The organism is Streptomyces sp. NPDC001922 (genome assembly GCF_042891165.1).
Classification (GTDB): domain Bacteria; phylum Actinomycetota; class Actinomycetes; order Streptomycetales; family Streptomycetaceae; genus Streptomyces.
In genome coordinates this window covers 54,732-75,438 of sequence record NZ_JBIASV010000015.1, presented here as the reverse complement: position 1 = coordinate 75,438, position 20,707 = coordinate 54,732, and the positions used below count along the sequence as shown (strand labels likewise).

The window sequence follows — 20,707 nt, the reverse complement described above, 5'->3', positions numbered from 1 at the left end:
AGGCCGAGCGGGGGACCACAGGCCTGCCCCGTCCGGCACCGGGCGGGGCCACGGATGCTGCCCCGCCCGGCAACGAACGCGTCAACATCCGTGGCACCACCGCCCGTCGGGACGCGTCGCGCTATCCGGCCCGCTTCAGCCCCACGTACTGCATCGCCCCGAACACCACCACGGCGATGCCGATGAAGCCGACATAGGCGTTGCCGAGCAGGGTGACGGGGAACCACGCCGGTCCGGCCGCGATGATCGCCGCACAGCCCACCGCCCACACGATGTTGAGGAGGACGGCGCTGACGGCGACCGGCCGGATCACGTCCGGGCGGGTGCCCGCGTACCAGAGCCCGGCGGCGTAGACCGCCAGGAACGCGCCCTGGGCCCAGTGCAGCCACGTGGGCAGTCCGAGCAGCGGGTCCAGCATCCCCGCGCCCAGCAGGCTGAGCGCCGCGACGAGACCGGACACCGTGCCGTCCAGCTTCAGGGAGAACCGCAGCAGTCCGTCGTCGCCGCGCTGCCGAACGTGCCGGTACGGGGCGGCGGTTGATTCGTGCACCATGTGACTGTTCCTCTCAGGCCGTGCCGACCGCGGCACGAATGATGAGCTCGGCGACGTTCCCGGGGCGGGACAGCGGCGCGGCGTGACTGGACGGCACCGACGCGACGGCCGCCCCCATGCGTGCGGCCATGAAGCGCTGGGCCGCCGGCGGCAGGGCCCGGTCCTCCTCCGCGACCAGGTACCAGGAGCGGATCGCGCGCCACGCCGGCTCACCCGACGGGGACTCCAGGCAGCTCAGGGCGGACGGCTTCTGGACCGCGGCCAGCACGTTCGCGCGCACCGCCGGCACATCGGCGGCGAACACCTCCCGGAAGCGGCTCCGGTCCACCTCGGACAGCCCGTCGTCGTACGGCCGGACCACCTCGCCCACCGTCGCCCCGAACCCCTGCAGGATCTGGAAGCCGCTCTCGCCCTTCTCCGGGGCGAACGCCGCCACATACACCAGGGCCGAGACGTTCGCCGCGTCCACCACCGCATTGCTGATCACTGTTCCGCCGTAGGACCAGCCCACCAGGACCACGGGCCCCGGCAGGCCGTCGAGCACCCGCCGGGTGGCGGCCACGTCGTCCTCCAGAGAGGTCAGGGGCAACTGCACCGCGGTCACCCGGTGACCGGCGTCGTGCAGGAACGGAATGACCTCGCTCCAGCCGGACCCGTCGGACCACAACCCATGCACCAGCACCACATCCGACACGGACATCGACTCCTCATGTCTCCGAACGGCGCCCCGCTCTCCCGGCCCTCGACGGCCCGCTCGCGGGATGCCGGGGTGCCCGCCGCCGTGCCGGGGGAGCACGGCGGCGGGCCAGGAGAGGAGGCCCTCCTTACGAGGAACCAGACTGCCGAGCCGGCGGGCGGCGGGAATCACGGAGACTCCGTGATATTTGGCCCCGCCCCCAGGCGCCCGGAGGAGCGGATTGCCCGGCTCCGGGCAGGCGTCTACGGTGTGGGCATGGGCGGCCATGTCCGGGGAGCCGGCACGCTGCCGGCAGAGATGACGCATTTCATCGGGCGTCGGCACGAGCTGTCCCAGGCCAGAGCGCTGCTGTCGCGCGGGCGGCTGGTGACCCTGACCGGGCCGGGCGGGATCGGAAAGACCCGGCTGGCGCTGCGGGTCGCCGCCGACGCACAGCGTTCCTTCCCCGGCGGGGTGTGGCTGGTGGAACTGGCCGCACTGGACGACGGCAGCCGGCTGGCCCAGACCGTCGCGTCCCACCTGCGGCTCGGCAACGAAGCCGGCGGCGACCCCCTGACCCGGCTCGTGGAACACGTGGCCGGTGAACGGATGCTGCTGGTGCTGGACAACTGCGAGCATGTGCTCGACGCCGGCGCCGCCCTGACAGCCACTCTGCTGAAAGCCGCCCCGGAGCTCCAGGTGCTGGCGACGAGCCGGCAGGCGCTGGGGGTGTCCGGGGAGCACGTGTACCCGGTGCCGTCGATGGTGCTCTCCGAGGACGCGCTGTCCCCCGGACTCTGCGACGCGGTGGCGCTGTTCGCCGACCGGGCGACCGCGATGCGCCCCGACTTCCTCCTCACCGCCGAGAACGCCGCGGTGATCCACGAGATCTGCCACCGGCTCGACGGGGTGCCCCTGGCCATCGAGTTGGCGGCCGCCCGGCTGCGCGCCCTGTCCCCGTCCGAGATCCTGCTGCGCCTCGACGACCGGTTCACCCTGCTCACCACCGGGTCCCGCGCCGCACTGCCGCGTCAGCGGACGCTGCGCGCGGCGATCGACTGGAGCCACGACCTGTGCACGGACGAGGAACGCCTCATGTGGGCGCGGCTGTCGGTGTTCCCGGACGCCTTCGACCTGTGGGCGGCCGAACAGGTCTGTGCCGGGGACGGCATCGCCCGGGACGCCGTCCTCGACCTCGTCGTCGGCCTGGTGGACAAGTCCGTCCTCGCCCACGAGGAACGCGGCGCCCGGATGCGGTACTGGCTGCCGGACACCCTGCGCCGGTACGGGCGCGAGCGGCTGGCCGCGTCCGGCGAGGAGCACACCCTGCGCGAACGGCACCGCGACCACTACCGGGCGATCGCCGAGGAGGCCGAGGCCACCTGGTTCGGCCCCGGCCAGCTCGCCTGGTTCACCCGGCTGCGGGCCGAACACCCCAACTTCCGGGCCGCCCTGGAGTTCAGCCTCGGCGAACCCGGCGGAGCCCGGGCGGCGCTCGGCCTCGCCGCCTCCCTGTGGATCCACCGGCTCGGCTTCGGGTCCTTCCACGAGGGCCGCCAGTGGCTGGAGCGGGCCCTCGCCGCCGGCCCCGAGCCGGGCCCGGAGCGCGCCAAGGCACTCTTCGTCGACGGGCTGCTGGCCGTCCTGCAGGGAGACATCGACGCTGCCGACGCCCGGGTGGCGGAGTGCCGCGCCCTCGGCGCCCCCCTGGGCGAGGACCCGGACCTGGTCCGCGCCACGGTGAACCTCGACGGCCTGGTGGCCCTCTTCCGGGGCGACTTCCCCCGCGCCGAACGGCTGCTGGAGGACGCCCTCGAACGGCACCGGGCGGCCGACGACGCCGGCAACGCCGCGGTCACCTGCTTCATGCTCACCACCGTCTGCGCCAACACCGACGACCCCGCCGGCACCGCCCACGCCGAGGAGTGCCTGGCACTGTGCGAGGCCCACGAGGCGCAGTGGTCGCGCACCCATGCGCTGTGGGTCCTGGGACTGGACCACTACCGGCGCGGTGGGCACCAGCGGGCCGGGACCCTGGTCCGGCACGCGCTGCGGGACAAACCGCTCTCCCACGACCAGTGGGGCGTGGCCCAGTGCCTGGAGGTCCTGGGCTGGTGCGCGGCCGCGGCGGGCCGGAGCGAACGGGCCGCGACGCTGCTGGGCGCGGCCGACGCGACCTGGCGGGTCGCCGGGTCCGCGCTCACCGGGCTCGGCCATCTGCAGGCCGGCCACCAGGAGTGCGAGACGGCCCTGCGCGCCGAGCTGGGCGACACCGCGTACACCGCAGCCGTCCGGGCCGGCGCACGGCTCACCCTGGAACAGTCCGTCTCCTACGCCGTGGAGGAGTCCCCGGCCCCCGCTCCGCCGCCCGCGAGCGAGGCGTCGGCGCCGCTGACCCGCCGGGAGCGCGAGGTCGCGGGGCTGGTCGCGGAGGGCATGACCAACAAGGAGATCGCCGCCGAGCTGACGATCTCCCGGCGCACCGCCGAGGGCCACGTCGAGCACATCCTCACCAAGCTCGGCTTCACCTCGCGCGCCCAGATCGCCGCCTGGGCGGCGAGGAACCACGACCCCGGAGCCCGGGAGGACACCCCGGCCTGACCTCCCGTTCCCCGGGCACGCCGCGCGCCGGACACGTTGGTGCGCCGAGCACGCCGCGCGCCGGGCAGGCCGCGCATGCCCCGTGACCGCCCGTCGCGGCGGGGCCCACCGGGCCCTGCCGACCACCGACAGTGGCGAGTGAGCCCCGTTCCCGCTCATGGCCCCGGCCCGGGACCCGCGGTTACACTCCCGCCGTGACCAGCGCAGACGGGCCCGCTCCCGGGAGCCGCGCGGCCGACCGGACCCCGGAGCCCGCCGCCCCGGCTCGGGCAGGGGCCGCGCGGCCGGCCGGCGCCGGGCCGCGTGGCGAGCCCGGCCGCCGCAGCGTGCTGGGGGCCGGCGTCGGCGGCCTCGCCGCCGTCCTGGCCGGGTGCTCGTCGGAGTCCGGACCGGTACGGCGGCTGCGGATGGCCACCGGGCCGAAGGGCGGGCCGTACCACGCCTTCGGGCAGGCGCTGGCCGAAGCGCTCTCCGCGAGCGGGCAGCGGCTGGAGGTCGTCCCCGTGGGCACCGCGGCGAGCGTCGACAACCTGCGCCGGCTGGACCAGGGCTCGGTGGAGCTGGCGCTGGCCATGGCGGATGTGGCCGCCGACGCGGTGCACGGTGAGGCGGATTTCTCGCGCCCGGTCCCGGTCCGGGCGCTGGCCCGGGTGTACGTGAACTACACGCACCTCGTCGTCCCCGCCCGCGGCCCGGTCCGCACCGTCCAGGACCTCGCCGGGCGGCCGGTCGCCGCCGGGGCGCCGGGCTCCGGCGTCCAGGTGCTGGCGCGGCGGCTGCTGCGGATGACCGGGCTGACCGGGGACCGGTCGGTGCGGACGCGTCCGCTCGGCCTCGCCGAGTCCGTGCGGGCGCTGCGCGAGGGCACGGTCGACGCGCTGATCTGGTCCGGCGGCGTGCCGACGCCCGCGCTGTCGGAGCTCGCCCGCACCCTTCCGCTGCGCTTCCTGCCGCTGGACGGCTTCGTCCGCCCGCTGCGCGAGCGCCACGGCGCCGTGTACTCGGCCGTCACCCTCCCGGCCGGGGCGTACGGGATGCGGGCGCCCGTGGGCACCATCGGCGTCGGCAACTACCTGCTGGCCCGGGCCGATGTGCCCGAGCGCGCCGCGCGGGACCTGCTCCGGCTGGTCTTCGACCGGCGGCGCGATCTGCTGCGCGAGGTGACGGCGGGCGCCCGGCTGGAGCCCCGCTTCGCCGTCTCCACCGGAGACGTGCCGCTCCACCCGGGCGCGGTCGCCCACTACCGGGCCGCCTACGGCTGACCGGCGGAGCGCCCCGGCGGCCGGAACGCGGCGCTCACCCCGGCGCGCCCGCCGGCAGCGACAGCTCCACGGCGAGACCCCGCGGCGTGTTGTGGCCGACGGAGAGCTGCCCGCCGCTGAGCGTCGCGATCTCGTCGGCGATGGCCAGCCCCAGCCCGCTGCCGGGCGTGTTCTGGTGCTGGGCGCCCCGGACGAAACGCCGCAGCAGGGTGGGCAGTTGCTCCTCGGACACCCCGGGGCCGTCGTCGGCGACCCGTACGACGACCCGGCCGTCCCGGAGCGCGGCCGCCACCTCGACGCGGCCGCCGGACGGGACGAACTTGGCGGCGTTGTCCAGCAGCGCGTCCAGGACCCGGCCCACCGCGTCGGGCAGGGTCCGCCCCCGCAGACCGTCGCCGACGTCGGCCGCCAGGTCGATGCCGGACGTGCGGAACACCGGGCCCCACGCGGTCACGCGCTCCCGCACCGCCGACGACAGGTCCTGGTCGGCGAGTTCGGCGGTGCCGGACTCCACCCGGGCCAGCGCGAGCAGTCCGTCCAGCAGATCCCCCAGCCGCTCCGCCTCGTCGAGGGCGCGGGAGAACTCGGCCGGGCCCGGCCCGGGCCGCAGGTGCGGTTCGATGTTCTCCAGCTGGAGCACCAGGGTGGCCAGGGGGTTGCGCAGCTGGTGGGAGGCGTCGGCGACGAAGTCCCGCTGCCGGCCGATGGACTCGGCCACCGCTTCCGCCATGCTGTTGAAGTGCTCCCGCAGCCGGCGCAGTTCCGGCGGCCCGGTGTGGGAGGCGGCCCGCGCCTGCAGACTGCCGGCGGCCAGCCCCTCCACGGCCCGGTCCAGATCGCGCACCGGGCGCAGCAGCCACCGGGTGATGCCCGCCGCGACCAGGGCCGCCGTGGTGAACGCGGCGATCGCGCCCACCCCGATGAGCGCGGAGCGGACGGTCACGTCCCGGCGCGCGGCGTCGGTGGGGACGGCCAGCACCACGGCGCCGCTCACCCGTTCGTCGTGGCCCACCGGCTCGGCCAGCACCACGGTGGACGGCCCCCAGGGCCGGATCGTGGGCAGCTCAGCCGTGGGGCGGCCGGTCAGGGCCTGCCGCCGGACGTCCACCGCCGAGGCGGCGAGGGCCGCCGCGGTGCCCGCCCCGGCCCGGGCCAGCGGGTCGCCCGCCGAGTCCACGACCAGCACCCCGGCCCCGTACAGCTCGGCGTACCGGTCGATCTCGGCGGACAGCTCGGCCCGGTCGGCCCGGGTGCGCACCCGGTCGGCGAGATCGGCGAACCGTGCCGCGTCCGCCCGCCGCTGGAGCAGCAGATGCTCGGTCCGGCTCCGCGCGAGGGTGTCGGCCAGGGGCACGGACAGCAGCAGCACCGCTGCTCCCATGAGCACGATCAGCACGGCGAGCAGCCGGCGCCTCACGGGCCGCCGTCCGGGCCCACGGAGCCGAGCTGGTAGCCGAACCCGCGGACCGTGCGGATCAGCTCCGACCGGCCCGTCTTGGCGCGGATCCCCGCCACGTGCACGTCCAGGGAGCGCGAGGCGGTCAGGAACACGTCACCCCAGATGCGGTCCAGGATCTCCTCCCGGGAGTGCACCTCGCCCGGCCGGGCGGCCAGGAAGGCCAGCACGTCGTACTCCCGGCGGGTCAGCCGCACCTCCGCCCCCGCGACCGTGACGGTACGGGCCGCCGGATCGATCTCGACGTCCCCCGTGCGGACCCGTCCCGGGCTCTGTGCACCGCCGCCCGCGGGGAGGTCCGTGCGGCGGCGCACGGCGTCGATGCGGGCCATCAGCTCGGCCGTCCGGAAGGGCTTCACCACGTAGTCGTCCGCGCCGGCGCGGAGCCCCTGCACGATGTCGCGCTCCTCGCACCGCGCGGTGACCACGATGACGGGAGCGTCGCAGACGGTGCGCATCCGCCGCAGCAGTTCGAGCCCGTCCAGGTCCGGCAGCCCCAGATCGAGCAGCACGAACTCGGCCTCGTGCGCGTGCTGGAGCGCGTCCGAGGCACGGCCGACCCTGCGGACGGAGTGGCCGCGCTGAGCGAGGGCCGTGCCGAGGGCGTGGGCCATGCGGTCGTCGTCCTCGACCAGCAGTGCGTGCATCCGGGCTTACCTCTGTGACCTGGGACAGTGTGCCTTCTGGCATATCCCATCCGCCGGTTTTGCGGAAGAGGCGACCGGCAGGCCGGGGCACGGACGGCACCGTGCTCCCCGGCCTGCCGGTCGCGGCTGTGGGGAGGGTCAGACCTTGGCCTCCACCGGCGGGCCCGGCCGGTCGGCCGGCCCGGTCGACTCCGCCGGGACGGAGGAGGCCTCGGACCGGCTGAGCGTGGCGTGGCGGGTCTCCGGCATCAGCACATAGGTGACCAGGGAGACCAGCGCGCACCCGGAGACGTACCAGAAGAACATCGTCTCCATGCCCGCGTCCTTGAACCACAGCGCCACGTACTCCGCCGTGCCGCCGAAGAGCGCGTTGGCGATCGAGTAGGGCAGCGCCACGCCCAGGGCGCGCACGCCGGTGGGGAACAGTTCGGCCTTCACGGCGGCGTTGATGGACGTGTAGCCGGTGACGATCACCAGGGCGATCAGCGACAGCCCCAGCGCCGACCAGTACGACGACGCCGACCGCAGCGCGGTCATGAGCGGGTAGGTGCCGACGGTGCAGCCGACGGCGAAGGTGATCAGCAGCGGGCGGCGGCCGATCCGGTCCGACAGCGCTCCCGCGAAGGGCTGGAGCACGGCGAAGACCGTCAGCGAGGTGAAGCTCACCAGCGTCGCGGTGGACTTCTCCATGCCCGCGCTGCCGATCAGGTACTTGGTGAGGTAGGTGGTGTACGTGTAGTAGGCCACCGTGCCACCCAGAGTGAGCGCCATGACCAGGAACGCCTGGCGGCGGTGCTGCCACAGGACCTTCAGCGTGCCGCGGTCGCGGGCGTCGCCCCCGTCGCCGGACGCCTCGGTGAACGCCTCGGTCTCCTGCAGCCGGCGCCGCAGCCAGAAGACCACCACGGCGAAGAGCGCCCCCAGCACGAACGGGATCCGCCAGCCCCAGCCCTCCAGCTGGTCCTTGCTGAGGGTGTGCTGCATGGTGATCAGGATGCCCAGGCCGAGCAGCTGGCCGGTGGTCATCGACACGTACTGCATGGACGAGCCCAGCCCCCGGCGGCCGCGGCCCGACGCCTCGGTCAGGTAGGTGGCGCTCGCGGCGTACTCGCCGCCGATGCTCATGCCCTGCAGCAGCCGCGCCACCAGCAGGACCAGCGCGCCGAAGTAGCCGGCCTGGTCGTAGGTGGGGGCGACGGCGATGAGCAGGGCGGCCGCCGACATCATGGCGACCGTGAGGGTGAGCGCGCTCTTCCGGCCGTGGCGGTCCGCGGCACGTCCGAGGATCCAGCCTCCGACCGGCCGCATCAGGAAGCCGACCGCGAAGATCCCCGCGGTGTTCATGAGTTGGGTGGTGGGGTTGTCACCGGGGAAGAACGAGTCGGCGAAGTAGATCGCGAAGGTAGCGTAGACGAACCAGTCGTACCACTCGACGAGGTTGCCGAGCGACCCGCCGATCAGGGCGAGTCGTCGCTTCGCGCGCTCGCCGCCGGGCGGTGTTCTGTGCACGTTGGCGGACGGTGACATGGCGGCTCCCGATGAGAAGACCCCTGGTCGACGGGGTGATGATGTGCCCAGAGCATGCGCGCGCCACCGTGCCGGAACAAGGTTCGGCCGCCAGATCTAACATCCCGCTAAGAATGCGGACGCCACGCCGCGGCCCCTCCTGCGGACAGCGCCGCGGCCCCGTCCCTGTCCTCCGGACGTTGTGCACAGCGCTGCCGCTGCCGCCATGACGGGCCCGCCGTGCCGCCTCCTACCGTGAATCCGGAGCAGGGAATCCGGCATCGGCTCCGGCCCGGCCGGGCAGCCGCCCAGCGCACCAACGGGCCGGTATATGAGGTGACATGACGCGGGACCCACTGCGAGGATCGCGCCATGAACACCCACCGAAAGGCTGATGCCGCGTAACCGGCCGGGGCAGGTGCGCGCCCGACAGCGCCCACGGACCCCGCTCACCCGGCGGCCCGTCATCGCCGGCCTCTCCTCGGCGGCGCTCGCCGAGGTCGCCAGGGTCGAGCACAGCAGGAACCACCTCTGGGCCGGCGTCACCGCCGACGCACTCGCGATGTGGGGCGCATTCGTGCGGCGCCCGTACCACCGGCTCTGGACCCCGCACGAGGACGGCGCCTGCGGCATCTGGGAGTGCTGCGGAAACCCTTACGAGGCACGCGAGTTCCTGGAATCCGTGATCCTCGGCATGTATCGGCGGCGGGCTCGCGAACTGCGGGCCGTCGTCGACCGGCTCGACACCTTGTACTGAGCGCCCGGAACGGACCGCCGAACGGCCGCCGTGGAGCCGGTGCCTGTTCGCTTGCCCTGACGCGTCGTCGGAAACGGCCGGACGGGCACGGCGGAACGGGCCACGGCCCGGCCACCGCCTTCCCCTCGCCGGCCCGGCCCGGTCAGCGTTCCTGCACGGCCGCCTCCCGCTCGTGCTCCTCCGCGGCGAGCGGCAGCCGCACGGTGACCGTGGTGCCCTCGCCCTCCCGCGAGTCGATGCTGAGGTCGCCCCCGTGGTTGACGACGATGGTCCGCACGATGGTCAGACCCAGCCCGGTCCCCGGGACCGCGAGCCCCGACGCGTTGGACGCCCGGAAGAACCGGGTGAACAGGTGCTTCTGCTCCGACTCCGGGATCCCGATGCCCGTGTCCTGGACGATCAGGTCCACGTCCGGCCCCGTCCGGACCGCCCGGACCGTCACCGTGCCGCCGCGCGGCGTGAACTTCACCGCGTTGGACATCAGATTCATCAGCATGCGGTCCAGCTGGTCCGGGTCGGCATTCGCGGTCAGCGGCTCCAGCGCACACGCGGACCGCAACTCGACGTCCTTGTCCTGCGCCTGGGGGCGCATCGCGTCGGTGACGGCCTCCACGATGCCGCACACATCCACCACCTGCTTGATCCCCCGGTAGGTGCCCGCCTCGATGCGGGAGAGGGTCAGCAGGTCCTCGATCATCGTCCGCAGCCGGACGGTGTTGCGCTCCACCACGTCCAGCGCGCGGCGCTGCGGCTCGGCCAGCTCTCCGGTGTCCTCGTCCAGCAACAGCTCCACATACCCGGCGATGCTGGTCAGCGGAGTGCGGAGCTCATGGGAGACGGTCGACAGGAAGTCGGACTTGGCCTTGTCCAGCGCGCGCAGCTCCTCCACGAGGCGGCCCTCCTGGGCGTACAGCCGGGCGTGCTGCAGGGCCCGGCCCAGGTCGGTCGCCACCGACTCCAGGGTGTCGATCTCGACATCGTCCCAGCCGGCGTCCGGACCGCTGCGCAGCAGGATCAGACACCCCGTCACATCCGAGCCGGAACGGAACGGCGACACGGCGACGGAACGGGCACCGAGCTCGGCCATGGCACCGCGGACCTCGGCGGGGAAGCCGTCCGTCCCGTAGATGCCCGGAGCGCCCGGCACCGGCCGCTGCTCGGCGAGGTAGGGCCGGACGTCGTCGATCCGGAACGTCGCGCCGCTGCCGGTGGACGGCGGGATGGCGTCGTGCGGGACGCGAGGCAGCCGGCGCACTTCCTCCTCCGGCACGAAACCGTGCTCGGCGCTCCATCCCTGGACCACCGGAACGTCCTCGGTGTCGTTCTCGGCGAGGAGCAGCAGCACGTGCTCGGCCCGCATGCCCGGGCCGAGGGCGCTGACCCCCTCGCGGAGCACGGCCCCGGCCTCGAGATGGGAACGGACACGCCGCCCGGCGTCCCGCGCCACACCGGCCAGCCGCGCCCGCTCCGCCTCCAGACCGCGCAGCCGGTCGCCCTCGTCGGCCAGCGCGTTCACCGAGTGCGCCAGATCCCGGATCTCGGCGGGCCGCGACACCGGCGCGCGGGCGTCGTGCTGCCCCGCCGTGAGCCGGGCCAGCGTCGCCCGCACCCGCTCCAGGGGATGGGTGAGCCAGCGTGTGGTGCGCACCGCCGCGACCAGCGCGAGGACCACCGTCGCGGCGACAAGGCCCCCGGTGGCGGCGGCGGTGACCCGGACGGTGCTCCGCGTGCGGTTCCGCAGCACGGCGAGCTCGTCCAGCAGCCGGTCGTCGAGATCGCCGTTCGTCCTCCGGAAGACCCAGAACGACGTGCCCAGCCGGCCCGCCAGGTCCAGGGCCTGCGGACTGCCCGGCCGCAGCCGCTCACCCGGCGCGGCCTGCCGCAGATACCGGTCGGCCTGCTGCTCCTGCAGGTCGAGAAGGTGCTCGGTGTCCGGCACGTCGTACCGCCGGGCCTCCCGGAACTGCCCCGGCAGGGCTGCCCGTTGCTGCCGGTACGACCGGAGTTCGGCGGGATTCCCCACCAGGAGGTAGTTGCGCAGGGAGCGCTGGGTGTCGCCCAGGGTGGTGCGCAGCTGGACGTTGGCGTTCTGCAGCGGCCCGACGTGCTGGGTGAGGTCGACGACCGTACGGTCCTGGTACCAGGCCGTGAACAGCGAACCGGCACCGACCACCACCAGCAGAAAGATCACCAGACCGAAGGCTCCGCCCAGCCGGCGGGCCACGGTCACCGGCCGCTCCGATCGCGGAACCCCGTCGTTGTCGCCGGACCGTGTCACCGCGCGTCCTCCTTCCGTGCGGGCGCCGAGGCGAACCCCTGCCGCGGCATGGCGCCCCAGACCTGACGCGTACCGCGCAGCGCGTCCCAGATCCCCCGCAGCTGGGCGACCGCGAGGAACTGGCGGTAGCCCAGGTTCTCGGCGACGGCCGCGACGAGCAGCTGGCCGATGTCCCGCCAGCCCGCGAAGCGGTGGAAGGCGTACTCCTCCGCGGCCACCGCGACCAGACTGACCAGCACGGCGTAGGCGTACGTCAGCAGCAGGAAGCGCCACAGGAACGACGGGTCGACCGCCCCGAAGGCCACGCTGAGCGGCACCAGGACGAGACCGAGCACCTCGACCACCGGCGCGAGCAGTTCGAACAGGACGTAGAACGGCAGCGCCAGCAGCCCGACGCGCCCGTAGCGGGGATTGCCGATCATGCGCCGGTGCTTGAGCAGGATCTCGGTCAGCCCCCGGTGCCAGCGCCGCCGCTGACGTGCCAGCACCCGGGCGGTCGACGGGGCCTCGCTCCACGACACGGGCTCGCTGACGAAGACGATGCGGTACTCCCGGCGCTGTTCCCGCATCCGCCGGTGCAGCCTGACGACCACTTCGGCGTCCTCGCCGATGCAGTCCGGGTCCATGCCCCCGACGCCGACGACGGCGTCCCGCCGGAACACACCGAAGGCACCGGCGATGACGAGCAGCCCTCCCACCTTCGACCAGCCGGTACGGCCCAGCAGGAAGGCCCGCAGGTACTCGACCGTCTGGATCCGGACCAGCCGCTCCCGGGGCATCCGGACCTCCACGACGCGGCCGGCCATGATGCTGCAGCCGTTGGCGATCCCCACCACACCCCCGCAGGCCACCACCCGCAGCGGATCGTCGAGCAGCGGCTTGGCGGCGGACAGCAGCGCCTCGGCGTCCAGCACCGAGTCCGCGTCGACCATGCACACCAGCGGGTGACGGGCCACATTGAGGCCGACGTTCAGGGCGTCGGCCTTACCGCCGTTCTTCTTCCGCACCACGACCAGCGGATGCGGGCTGACCCGCGGGACCCAGACCGACTCCACCGGGCCGCGCATCGGCACGTCCTCCGGCACCACCCGCGGGACCTCCGCGAGATCGAACGCCTCCTGCAGAGCGTCGAGGGTGCCGTCCGCGGAGCCGTCGTCGACCACCACGATCTCCAGCCGCGGGTAGCGCAGCAGCAGCATCGCCCGCACCGCCTCGCTGATGCCGGCCTCCTCGTTGTAGGCGGGCACGATCAGCGAGACCGGGGTGGTGAAGCGGCTGGTCGCGATCTGGTTGTGGCCGGCGACGGGGGCCCGCCGCAGCAGCCGGGCGAAGTCCAGGGAGGCCAGCAGAATCAGCAGCAGATAGGCGCTGTTGACGATGAAGAAGTACCAGAGGATCCCGGTGTCGGTGACCGACAGCACCCCGCCCAGCGGGCCCGGCACCCCGGCCGCCAGGCCGGCGCTCACCACGCCGTCCCCGCGGCGTCCGACGCGGACTGCGCGGCGGGCAGGGCCGCTTCGGCCAGGACGGCGACGGCGTGCGCGGCGGCCCGCGGCCCGTCGCCGCCCCGGGCGGCCACCTCCAGCTCGTGTCGGCCGGCGGGCCCGAGGCGGTCCAGGGCCGTGGCCGCGGCGGCGGCCACCCGGTGGGCCGGATCCGCGAGGAGGGCGCGCAGCCGGGGCGCGGTGCCGGCGGCGCCCACGCTGCCCAGCGCCTCGGCGGCGGTTGCCCGCAGGACCGTCGGATGGGCGGGGTCCACCGCTTCCAGGAGCGGTTCGAGGCCCCCGGGCGCGCCGATCGTGCCCAGCGCCCGCGCGGCACGCACCCTGACCTCCGGGGACGGGTCGCCGGTGAGGGCGGCGGCGAGAGCGTCCGTCTGCGCCGGCGAGCCGGTGGCGGCCAGCGCCTCGACGGCCACCGCCCGGGCCAGCGCGTCGGAGTGCCGCAGGCCGGCGGCGATCGCCCCCTCGGCATCCGGGCCCAGCCCGACCAGGGCCTCGGTGACCACGGGCGGCGGCACCCGGCGCCGGCCGCTCAGACAGTCCAGCAGGGCGGGCACCGCGCCGGAGTCGCCGAGCCGCCCCAGAGCGCGGGCGGCGGTGGCCCGAAGGTCCGGATCGCGGCTGTGCAGCAGGGGGATCAGGGCCGGGGCCGCCTCCCGGTGGCCGAGGCTGCCGAGCAGTTCGGCGGCCCGGGCCCGGCCGACCGAACCGTGGCGCCGCAGCCGGGCGCGGGCCTGCTCCACCGCGCCGTGCCGCTCGAACACCCCGACCAGCGCGGTGCGCGCCCGCCCGGTCACCTTCCCCAGCAGGGCCGACGCCATCGGTTCGAGCGCCGCCCACCGGCGCCGGTCCAGCCCGGCCAACTGCCGCGCGGCAGCCGTCTCCTCCGCTTCGTCCTCGCAGGTCAACTCGATGAGGAGAATGCGCAGCGGCGCCGTGAGCCGCGCCCGGCGGCGCTCCCGGACCAGCCGGAGGAGCCGTACCCCGACGATGAACAGCCCGAGACCCGCCACCACCGCCAGCATGGCCGCCAGAAAGACCGCCCCGGTGAGGACGGCCGTCATCTGCCGGCTCGGGCGAGCAGCGCCGAGACCCGGCTCGCCAGCTCCCGCGGACTGAACGGCTTCACGATGTAGTCGTCGGCGCCGGCGGCGAACCCGGTCTCCACGTCGCCCTCCTGGGAGCGCGCGGTGAGAAGAATGATCGGCAAGGACGACGTCTCCGGCGCGGACCGCAGCTCCCGGCAGACGTCCAGCCCGGACATGCCGGGCATCCGGATGTCGAGGAGCGCGATGTTCACACCGTCCTCCCGGGCCGCGGCCAGTGCCGACGGCCCGTCCTCCACGGAGACGACCGCATGGCCGGACTGCGTGAGCTTGAAGGTCACGAGGTCGCGGATATCGGCGTCGTCGTCCGCCACCAGGACATTCGCCACGAGTCCTCCTTCACACGGCTCCCAGCAGCAAACGACATCCCGGGCCGTGGACGGTCGGGCGACACGGCCGCGGGCCCCGGTGTGGTCCGTACGGAGCACCGGCGGGGGAGGGGGCGGCACGCAGGGGCGTGGGCGCCGCCGACGGCCGGGGCCCTCCCGGGGTTCGCCACCGGGAGACGGGCACCGCCCCCGGGGCCGGCCCCGTGCCTGGTGGTGACAGCACCAGCGGCAGCGCACCCTCTGCACGGGCCGCCCCGCGCTGACAGGGTGAGCGGCATGACCCGACGAACGTTCCTCATCACCGGCGCGACCCAGGGCCTGGGCCGCGGCATCGCCCTCGACCTCGCCGCCCGGGGCGAGACGGTGCTGCTGCACGGCCGCGACCGCACCCGGCTCGACGCCGTCGCGGCCGAAGTGCGCACCGCCGCCCGGGGCGGGGCCGTTCGCACCGCACTCGCCGATCTGTCCGACCTGGACCAGGTCCACGCGCTGGCCGCCCGGATCCTCGCCGACGAACCCCGGCTCGACGGGCTCGTCCACAACGCCGTGGCGGGCGGCGGTGCCGAACCGCTGCGCCGCGAGCTGAGCCGTCAGGGGTACGAGCTGCGCTTCGCCGTGAACCACCTCGCCCCCTGCGCCCTCACCCGCGGTCTGCTGCCGCTGCTCACCGCCTCGGCCCCCGCCCGAGTGGTCAATGTGGCCTCCGTGGGGCAGGAGGCCGTCGACTTCGACGACGTCATGCTGGACCGGGACTACGAGGGACTGCGCGCCTACTGCCGCAGCAAACTCGCCATGATCATGGCCACCTTCGAGCTGGCCGCCGAACTCGACGGAACCGGTGTCACGGTGAACGCGCTCCACCCCGCGCACCTGATGGACACCGAGGGGGTGCGCGCGTACGGGCTGACGCCGGCCACCACCGTCGACGAAGGGGTGCGGCCCACGGTGCGGCTGCTGCTCGACCCCGGCCTCGCCTCCACCACGGGCCGTTACTTCGACCGGTTCACCGACGCCCGGGCGCACGACCAGGCCTACGACGCGGACGCCCGCCGACGGCTGATGGAGCTGACCGACGCCGCCATCCGGCAGCGGCCCGGTGGGGGATCCGGAACGCCTGCGCCTGGCGGTGACCGCGGCCCCGGAGGGTCGGCCGACCGGCGGACTCCTTCGTCCGATGGCGGCCCGGAAGCAACCTCCGGGCCCGGACCGGAGTCTCACGGGCTGACCCGTACGCGGCCCTGACCAGCTGTTGGCCGCGCTGTCATCGGAGGGGGAGACGCGTGACCGGAGCAGCAGTGGACCGGACCGGACGTCCGAGGGAAGTGGTCGGGGCCTTCCGGCTCTCGCTCCTGGCGATCGCCGTGAACTGGGTGGTCTGGGTGCTGGGCGCCTTCGTCGTACGGCCCACCGGCTTCGACGAGATGCGGCAGGAAGTGGGACGGCAGGACGCCCTCGTGCAACTGGCCGTCTCCGCGGGGGCCTTGCTCGTGATCAGCGGAGTGTGGCTGTTCTGCCTGCTCAGGATGCGCGCCGGACGGAACTGGGCCCGGATCGTGCTGGCCGCGATCGCCGCGCTCAGCGTGCTCTTCGTCCTCAACAGCCTGAGCATGGACGGCTTCGACCGGCTGACCGGCACGTGGCTGATGAACGACGTGCTGCTCTCCGACCTCCCCTCGGGCCTGTTGTTCGCCGCCGCCGCAGCGCTGTTGTTCCTCCCCTCCTCCAACGCCTACTTCGCCGCGGTCCGCGACGCGTGAAAGGCGCCGTTGGCGACGCGGTCGGACGAACGGGTCCACCCAGCCGTGCGGTCGTCGTGCCGAGAGGCAGCGGGTCGAGGGGCAGCGTTGCCGAGGGGCAGGGGACCAGGCGTTGCCGGCTCCGCGGCCGCCCCGGTCGTCGGCGGCCCTATCGTTCCGCCTCGACCTGCTGTGCGGGCGGAACCGATGAGGCGGTCCGGCAGCACTCGCCCACCGCGGCCCCTCGTCCGTCCGGTCCCACCCGTCCGTCCGGCTCCGCGGCCTCCCGCCCGTCCCGCGCCGCCCCCGCGGCCGGGAAGCGAGGGACGGGACCGGTCGCCGGGAAGCCGCGCCTGCGCCGCCCGCAGCGCCCGCGCGACCAGCTGCGCCCGGCCGGCGAACACCGGACCGAGAACGGCCAGCACGAGGACGTACCCGGCGATGAACGGGGAGAGCCGGTCGTCGAGCCCCGCGCCGGCCGCCATCGCCGCGAGGATCAGCGCGAACTCGCCGCGTGCGAGAAGAGTGGTCGCGATGTCCGCGGCGGTCCGGGGCCCGTAGCGGTAGAGCCGGGCGACCAGCAGCCCCGCCGTCACGTTCATCAGCACCGTCAGCCCGACGGCGGCGGCGACCGGTCCGGCCACGGAGACGACGTCCCCGGGGTCGATGGCCAGCCCGAACGCGCAGAAGAAGATCGCCGCGAAGGCGTCGCGCAGGGGGTGCACCAGCTCGCGGATCCGCGGCCCGGAGGAGGTACCGGCGAGGATCAGGCCGACCATGAAGGCGCCGATGGCATCGGCGACCCCGTCAAGCTCGTCGCCGAGGGCCACACCTCCCAGCAGATCGCCGACATGCTCGTCATCAGCGTGAAGACCGTCGAGCGGCACCGGGCCAACCTGCTGGAGAAACTGGGGCTGAAGGACCGGCTGGAGCTCGCCCGGTACGCGATCCGCGTCGGACTGGTCGAACCCTGACCGCCGGCCACCGGCCCGGAGCTGCCCCGGACGTCTCTCCCGGGCCGCCGGAACGACCCGGCGGCGGCAGACAGGCAGACGAACGACACACCGGCGGGGCGCGTCGAGGGCGCTCACAGCATCAGTGCTCAGTGCTCAGTTGCCGGGGAGGCGACGGGGCAGTACCACTGTGCCCGGAGCCGGAGCTCTTGGTGCCGGTGCCGGTGCCTGGGCCCGGCAGCACCTGGCTGCCGACGTTCTGCGGATAGAACTGCCGGGCCCAGTGCCGGAAGGGCCCGATGGGGCCGTCGCCCGGGGCGAGCCGTGGGGGTGAGGTGTACTCCTTGGTGTTCCAGATCGGGAAGTCGGCGGCTGTGAAGTCACAGCTCCACCGGAACATCGGACGGGCCAGCACCCGCGACAGTGCGCGGCCGAGCAGGCGCGCCGCCCGGGGTGACCAGCGGGCGGGCGCCGCCACGGCGAACCGGCTCGCCTGCCGGAACTGCATCCGCCCGGGCGCGATCATGGTCGCCGTCACCAGGGTGCACATCTCCAGGCCGAGCCCCGGTGTACGGACATCCGTGTGGAGAGCGCTGAGCCCGTGCCCGTCGACCTCGATCTCCACCCGGTGCTCGCCCAGCAGCGGGAACCTCTCGGTGACGCGCATCGACACATGGAACCGCACCCCCTCGAAGACGACCGGAGAGGCCAGTTCGGCGTTGGCCCAGCCATGGAGTGCGGCGAAGTGGCCCAGATCCACGGCGTTCTCCATGACCTCCTGGGCATGGCCGGCCATTTCCCAGGTGGCGTGCCGTACGGGCGGACGACCGACCGTGTGCCAGGCCGGGATGTCCCACTGAGGCCGGTCGGCGTCATGATGACGCCAGACGAAGACGGCGTCGTTGACTTCACAAACCGGCAGGTGGACCAGCGAGGCCTTGGGCGGCGAGGCGCCGTACGCGGTCCGCACGCACGATCCGTCCGGGCCGAACGCGAAGCGGTGGAAGGGGCACACCAGGTCGTCCCCCTCGACGTCCCCCAGCCCGAGGTGTGCGCCCAGATGCGGACAGTAGGGCCGTACCGCGCGGATTCCACCGGAGCGCATCCGGTAGAGAACCACGTCCTCGCCCATGAGCGGCCGGGTGAGTACCCTCCCGGGTTTCAGTTCCTCGGAGAAGGCCACCGCGGACCAGCCGCCGGGGTACGGCAGGCGCGGTGTGGACAGCGCATCAGCGGGTGTCGGGCCTTCGGTGATTCCCCGTCGAAACTTACGAGATAATCCCATCGATGTCTCCGTCTCTCCGGCTTTCCGGAGTGGATCCCCAGGTTATCCACGCAGGTCAGGGGAGTGGTCGTCGACAGGAATCCCGATCGAATTCCGACAGGGAAGTGAGCGAGCCGGCAAGGTAAATGAATGCGGGTGAGCGATTACGGAGCGCGTCGACCGGCGTAAAGCCCACGAATGCGCCGCGAGATATTTAGCCCACAACTATTTCCCCCTGGCAGCGCGCAGGCCGTCGTCACAAACCGGCCCGGACACCGCCCGGAACACGCGGCCGGCGGCCGGCCTCGCCGGCCGCCCCGGACCGGCGGCGCCGAGGTCGCGGCCCACTTCCCGTGAGCCGGCCGCCGCGGCTTCCCCCGCCCCGGCCGGACCGGCGGACCGAGGCGGGCGGGCCGGGTTCAGGCGGCGCGACCCGCGAGAGGCAGCAGGCTGCCGAGCGCCGCGATGGCGGCGGCGATGCCGAACGCCGTGGTGAAACCGGCGGACGTGGCCAGCCCTGTCCCGGGGACGGCGAGCGAGGCGATCACCGCCGTCCCGGCCTGACTGCCGATCGCGCCGCCGAACGTGCGGGCCACCGTGTTGACGCTGTTGGCGCTGCCGCTGCGGGCCGGCGGCGTGGCGTGCTGGACCAGCCGGGGCAGCGCCGCCATGGCGAGACCGTGCCCGGTGCTGCACACCAGATAGCAGACCAGTACGTCCACCGGCCCGGCGTGGAACACCGCGAGCAGCAGCCCGCCCGCCGCGGCCAGCCCCAGCCCGAGAGCCAACGGCCCCCGGATGGTGAGGTGGCGCTCCAGCCGGGGAGCCAGCCAACTGGCGGGGAGACTCAGCACCGTTCCCGGCAGGAGAAGGAGCGCCGCCCCCGTGACCGAGGCCCCGAAACCGTGGGCGACACCCGCGGGAGTACTGCTGGAGGCCTCCGGCAGCTGGGCGAGTTCGGGCAGCAGCACATAGATGACGAACTGATTCGCTCCCAGTGCCAGGGCGCCGAGGTGCGCGGTCAGCAGGGGCCGGTGCGTGAGGACGAGCAGGTCCACGACGGGGTGCGGGACCCGCCGTTCGATCAGGGTGAACACCGTCATCAGAACGGCCGCGGCGACGAACGTGCCGATCGCCGTCGGCGAGGACCAGCCCCATGCGGGCCCCTGGGTGATGCCCAGCAGCAGGGTTGCCGAGCCGGCCGCCAGGACCAGCGTTCCGGGCAGGTCCAGGCGTCCTGCGTCCTGTCCGGATCCGGCAGGCACCCACAGTGCGGCGAGCACGAGGGCGGCGGCCACCAGCAGTGCCCCGATGACGAAGAGCCAGCGCCAGGACGCATGATCGGTCACCAGGCCTCCGACGAGCAGGCCGGCGCCGGCGGTGCCTCCGACCAGGCCGGAGGTCACGGCCAGGGCGGCGGGCACCCGGTCCGGCGGCAGTGCTTCCCGGATGATCGCGAACGACAGGGGGAGCAGCGCCAGGCTGATGCCCTGCACGGCCCGACAGGCGATGAGCACCCCGGCATTCGGCGCGACGGCAGCGCCGAGGGTGCCCAGCAGATAGATCACCAGGCTTCCCAGCAGCACACGCCGCGTGCCGTGCCGGTCGGCCAGTCTGCCCACCAGGGGCGTCACAACAGCGCTGGCCAGCAGCGGCGCCGAGAGCACCGCCCAGGAGGCGCCGGCCGCACTGGTGCCCAGCGCGTGCCGCAGGACGTGCGTCGTGGGCACCAGCATCGTCTGCATCAGCCCGTAGGACAGGACGACGACCGTCAGGGCCGTCATGATCCTGCGCTGCCCGGCGCGTTCGGTCCGGAGTCCGGTCGCGGCGGTGAGTTCGGTCGTGGTCACGGCTGCGCACCTCGTAAACGGACGTGCCGGTCGGACCACGGGCGTGGCGACTCTCGCTGATATGGCAAGAGCATGACAATCACCTTTCCGGGGAGTCGGATGCTTTCGCTGCTGACGGCGCGCCATGTGGTGCACCGTCAAGGTCAGGTAAGCCTAACCTTATTGGGGTGTGGCGGGCGAACCGGCCGGGCCGACCGGCCGGCACGCGCACCGCCGGCCGTCGAGTCCTGC

General features: G+C 73.9%; 15 protein-coding genes and 3 pseudogenes. 6 read left to right on the top strand and 12 right to left on the bottom strand.

Annotated elements, in window-relative coordinates:
- Positions 1 to 121: 121 nt before the first annotated feature.
- Entirely contained in the window at positions 122 to 553 is a 432-nt protein-coding gene (locus ACFYYR_RS26325; RefSeq protein ID WP_388858379.1) for a hypothetical protein, read from the bottom strand.
- 13 nt (positions 554 to 566) lie between these two features.
- Positions 567 to 1,253 (bottom strand): alpha/beta fold hydrolase, encoded by a 687-nt coding sequence (locus ACFYYR_RS26320; protein WP_388858377.1) that lies wholly within the window; start codon positions 1,251 to 1,253, stop codon positions 567 to 569.
- 252 nt (positions 1,254 to 1,505) lie between these two features.
- On the opposite strand from ACFYYR_RS26320, the gene ACFYYR_RS26315 reads away from it, so the two are divergent.
- Both ACFYYR_RS26315 and ACFYYR_RS26310 read left to right on the top strand, forming a co-directional pair.
- Entirely contained in the window at positions 1,506 to 3,830 is a 2,325-nt protein-coding gene (locus tag ACFYYR_RS26315) for an ATP-binding protein (protein WP_388858374.1), read from the top strand.
- A gap of 194 nt (positions 3,831 to 4,024) precedes the next feature.
- A complete protein-coding gene (locus ACFYYR_RS26310) occupies positions 4,025 to 5,092 on the top strand; it encodes a TAXI family TRAP transporter solute-binding subunit (RefSeq protein WP_388858371.1) in 1,068 nt (355 codons plus the stop codon).
- Positions 5,093 to 5,126: 34 nt separating this feature from the next.
- Here ACFYYR_RS26310 and ACFYYR_RS26305 read toward each other — a convergent pair whose 3' ends face one another.
- From ACFYYR_RS26305 to ACFYYR_RS26295, 3 genes are all read right to left on the bottom strand, one after another.
- Entirely contained in the window at positions 5,127 to 6,509 is a 1,383-nt protein-coding gene (locus ACFYYR_RS26305; RefSeq protein WP_388858368.1) for an ATP-binding protein, read from the bottom strand.
- On the bottom strand, positions 6,506 to 7,195 hold the full coding sequence (locus tag ACFYYR_RS26300; RefSeq protein ID WP_388858365.1) for a response regulator transcription factor: 690 nt from the start codon (positions 7,193 to 7,195) through the stop codon (positions 6,506 to 6,508). Before ACFYYR_RS26300 ends, ACFYYR_RS26305 begins: the two co-directional genes overlap by 4 nt.
- A 138-nt stretch (positions 7,196 to 7,333) precedes the next feature.
- Positions 7,334 to 8,656, bottom strand: coding sequence for an MFS transporter (locus ACFYYR_RS26295; protein ID WP_388858735.1), 1,323 nt, complete (start codon positions 8,654 to 8,656; stop codon positions 7,334 to 7,336).
- A 439-nt stretch (positions 8,657 to 9,095) separates the two neighbouring features.
- Between ACFYYR_RS26295 and ACFYYR_RS26290 the strand changes: the two genes are divergently transcribed.
- Positions 9,096 to 9,458, top strand: a complete 363-nt coding sequence (locus ACFYYR_RS26290; RefSeq protein WP_388858362.1) for a hypothetical protein — start codon at positions 9,096 to 9,098, stop codon at positions 9,456 to 9,458.
- A 142-nt stretch (positions 9,459 to 9,600) separates the two neighbouring features.
- Here the strand turns inward: ACFYYR_RS26290 and ACFYYR_RS26285 are convergent, their stop codons facing one another.
- The 4 genes from ACFYYR_RS26285 to ACFYYR_RS26270 are packed head-to-tail and all read right to left on the bottom strand — an operon-like array spanning position 9,601 to position 14,673.
- Positions 9,601 to 11,736 carry an ATP-binding protein gene (locus tag ACFYYR_RS26285; protein ID WP_388858359.1) on the bottom strand — a complete coding sequence of 712 codons (2,136 nt, stop codon included), beginning with the start codon at positions 11,734 to 11,736 and terminating at the stop codon, positions 9,601 to 9,603.
- Entirely contained in the window at positions 11,733 to 13,202 is a 1,470-nt protein-coding gene (locus ACFYYR_RS26280) for a glycosyltransferase family 2 protein (RefSeq protein WP_388858356.1), read from the bottom strand. Before ACFYYR_RS26280 ends, ACFYYR_RS26285 begins: the two co-directional genes overlap by 4 nt.
- The gene (locus ACFYYR_RS26275; RefSeq protein ID WP_388858354.1) at positions 13,199 to 14,302 is read right to left on the bottom strand and encodes a HEAT repeat domain-containing protein; all 1,104 of its coding nucleotides are present in this window, start codon (positions 14,300 to 14,302) and stop codon (positions 13,199 to 13,201) included. The genes ACFYYR_RS26280 and ACFYYR_RS26275 overlap by 4 nt, the downstream gene beginning before the upstream one ends.
- Positions 14,299 to 14,673 (bottom strand): response regulator transcription factor, encoded by a 375-nt coding sequence (locus tag ACFYYR_RS26270; RefSeq protein ID WP_388858351.1) that lies wholly within the window; start codon positions 14,671 to 14,673, stop codon positions 14,299 to 14,301. Before ACFYYR_RS26270 ends, ACFYYR_RS26275 begins: the two co-directional genes overlap by 4 nt.
- 276 nt (positions 14,674 to 14,949) lie before the next feature.
- Here ACFYYR_RS26270 and ACFYYR_RS26265 point away from each other — a divergent pair.
- Positions 14,950 to 15,744, top strand: a pseudogene (locus tag ACFYYR_RS26265) (SDR family NAD(P)-dependent oxidoreductase); the annotation flags it as partial.
- Positions 15,745 to 15,953: 209 nt separating this feature from the next.
- Entirely contained in the window at positions 15,954 to 16,430 is a 477-nt protein-coding gene (locus ACFYYR_RS26260; protein ID WP_388858348.1) for a hypothetical protein, read from the top strand.
- A 299-nt stretch (positions 16,431 to 16,729) separates the two neighbouring features.
- Here the strand turns inward: ACFYYR_RS26260 and ACFYYR_RS26255 are convergent.
- Positions 16,730 to 17,251, bottom strand: a pseudogene (locus ACFYYR_RS26255) (cation:proton antiporter); the annotation flags it as partial.
- Here ACFYYR_RS26255 and ACFYYR_RS26250 point away from each other — a divergent pair.
- A pseudogene (locus ACFYYR_RS26250) lies at positions 17,216 to 17,383 on the top strand (response regulator transcription factor); the annotation flags it as partial. The pseudogenes ACFYYR_RS26255 and ACFYYR_RS26250 sit on opposite strands and share 36 nt — an antisense overlap.
- Positions 17,384 to 17,504: 121 nt before the next feature.
- Here ACFYYR_RS26250 and ACFYYR_RS26245 read toward each other — a convergent pair.
- Together ACFYYR_RS26245 and ACFYYR_RS26240 are read right to left on the bottom strand one after the other, a co-directional pair.
- A complete protein-coding gene (locus ACFYYR_RS26245; RefSeq protein WP_388858345.1) occupies positions 17,505 to 18,647 on the bottom strand; it encodes a Rieske 2Fe-2S domain-containing protein in 1,143 nt (380 codons plus the stop codon).
- A 398-nt stretch (positions 18,648 to 19,045) separates the two neighbouring features.
- Positions 19,046 to 20,476: an MFS transporter gene (locus ACFYYR_RS26240; RefSeq protein WP_388858342.1), complete on the bottom strand. Its 1,431-nt coding sequence runs from the start codon at positions 20,474 to 20,476 to the stop codon at positions 19,046 to 19,048.
- Between the last annotated feature and the right edge of the window lie 231 nt (positions 20,477 to 20,707).

What these genes read in the sequence shown, in the direction of transcription:
- ACFYYR_RS26325 (WP_388858379.1), bottom strand. Translation starts at nt 553, where the DNA reads ATGGTGCACGAATCAACCGCCGCCCCGTACCGGCACGTTCGGCAGCGC.
- ACFYYR_RS26320 (WP_388858377.1), bottom strand. Translation starts at nt 1,253, where the DNA reads ATGTCCGTGTCGGATGTGGTGCTGGTGCATGGGTTGTGGTCCGACGGG.
- ACFYYR_RS26245 (WP_388858345.1), bottom strand. Translation starts at nt 18,647, where the DNA reads ATGGGATTATCTCGTAAGTTTCGACGGGGAATCACCGAAGGCCCGACA.
- ACFYYR_RS26315 (WP_388858374.1), top strand. Translation starts at nt 1,506, where the DNA reads ATGGGCGGCCATGTCCGGGGAGCCGGCACGCTGCCGGCAGAGATGACG.
- ACFYYR_RS26275 (WP_388858354.1), bottom strand. Translation starts at nt 14,302, where the DNA reads ATGACGGCCGTCCTCACCGGGGCGGTCTTTCTGGCGGCCATGCTGGCG.
- ACFYYR_RS26300 (WP_388858365.1), bottom strand. Translation starts at nt 7,195, where the DNA reads ATGCACGCACTGCTGGTCGAGGACGACGACCGCATGGCCCACGCCCTC.
- ACFYYR_RS26290 (WP_388858362.1), top strand. Translation starts at nt 9,096, where the DNA reads ATGCCGCGTAACCGGCCGGGGCAGGTGCGCGCCCGACAGCGCCCACGG.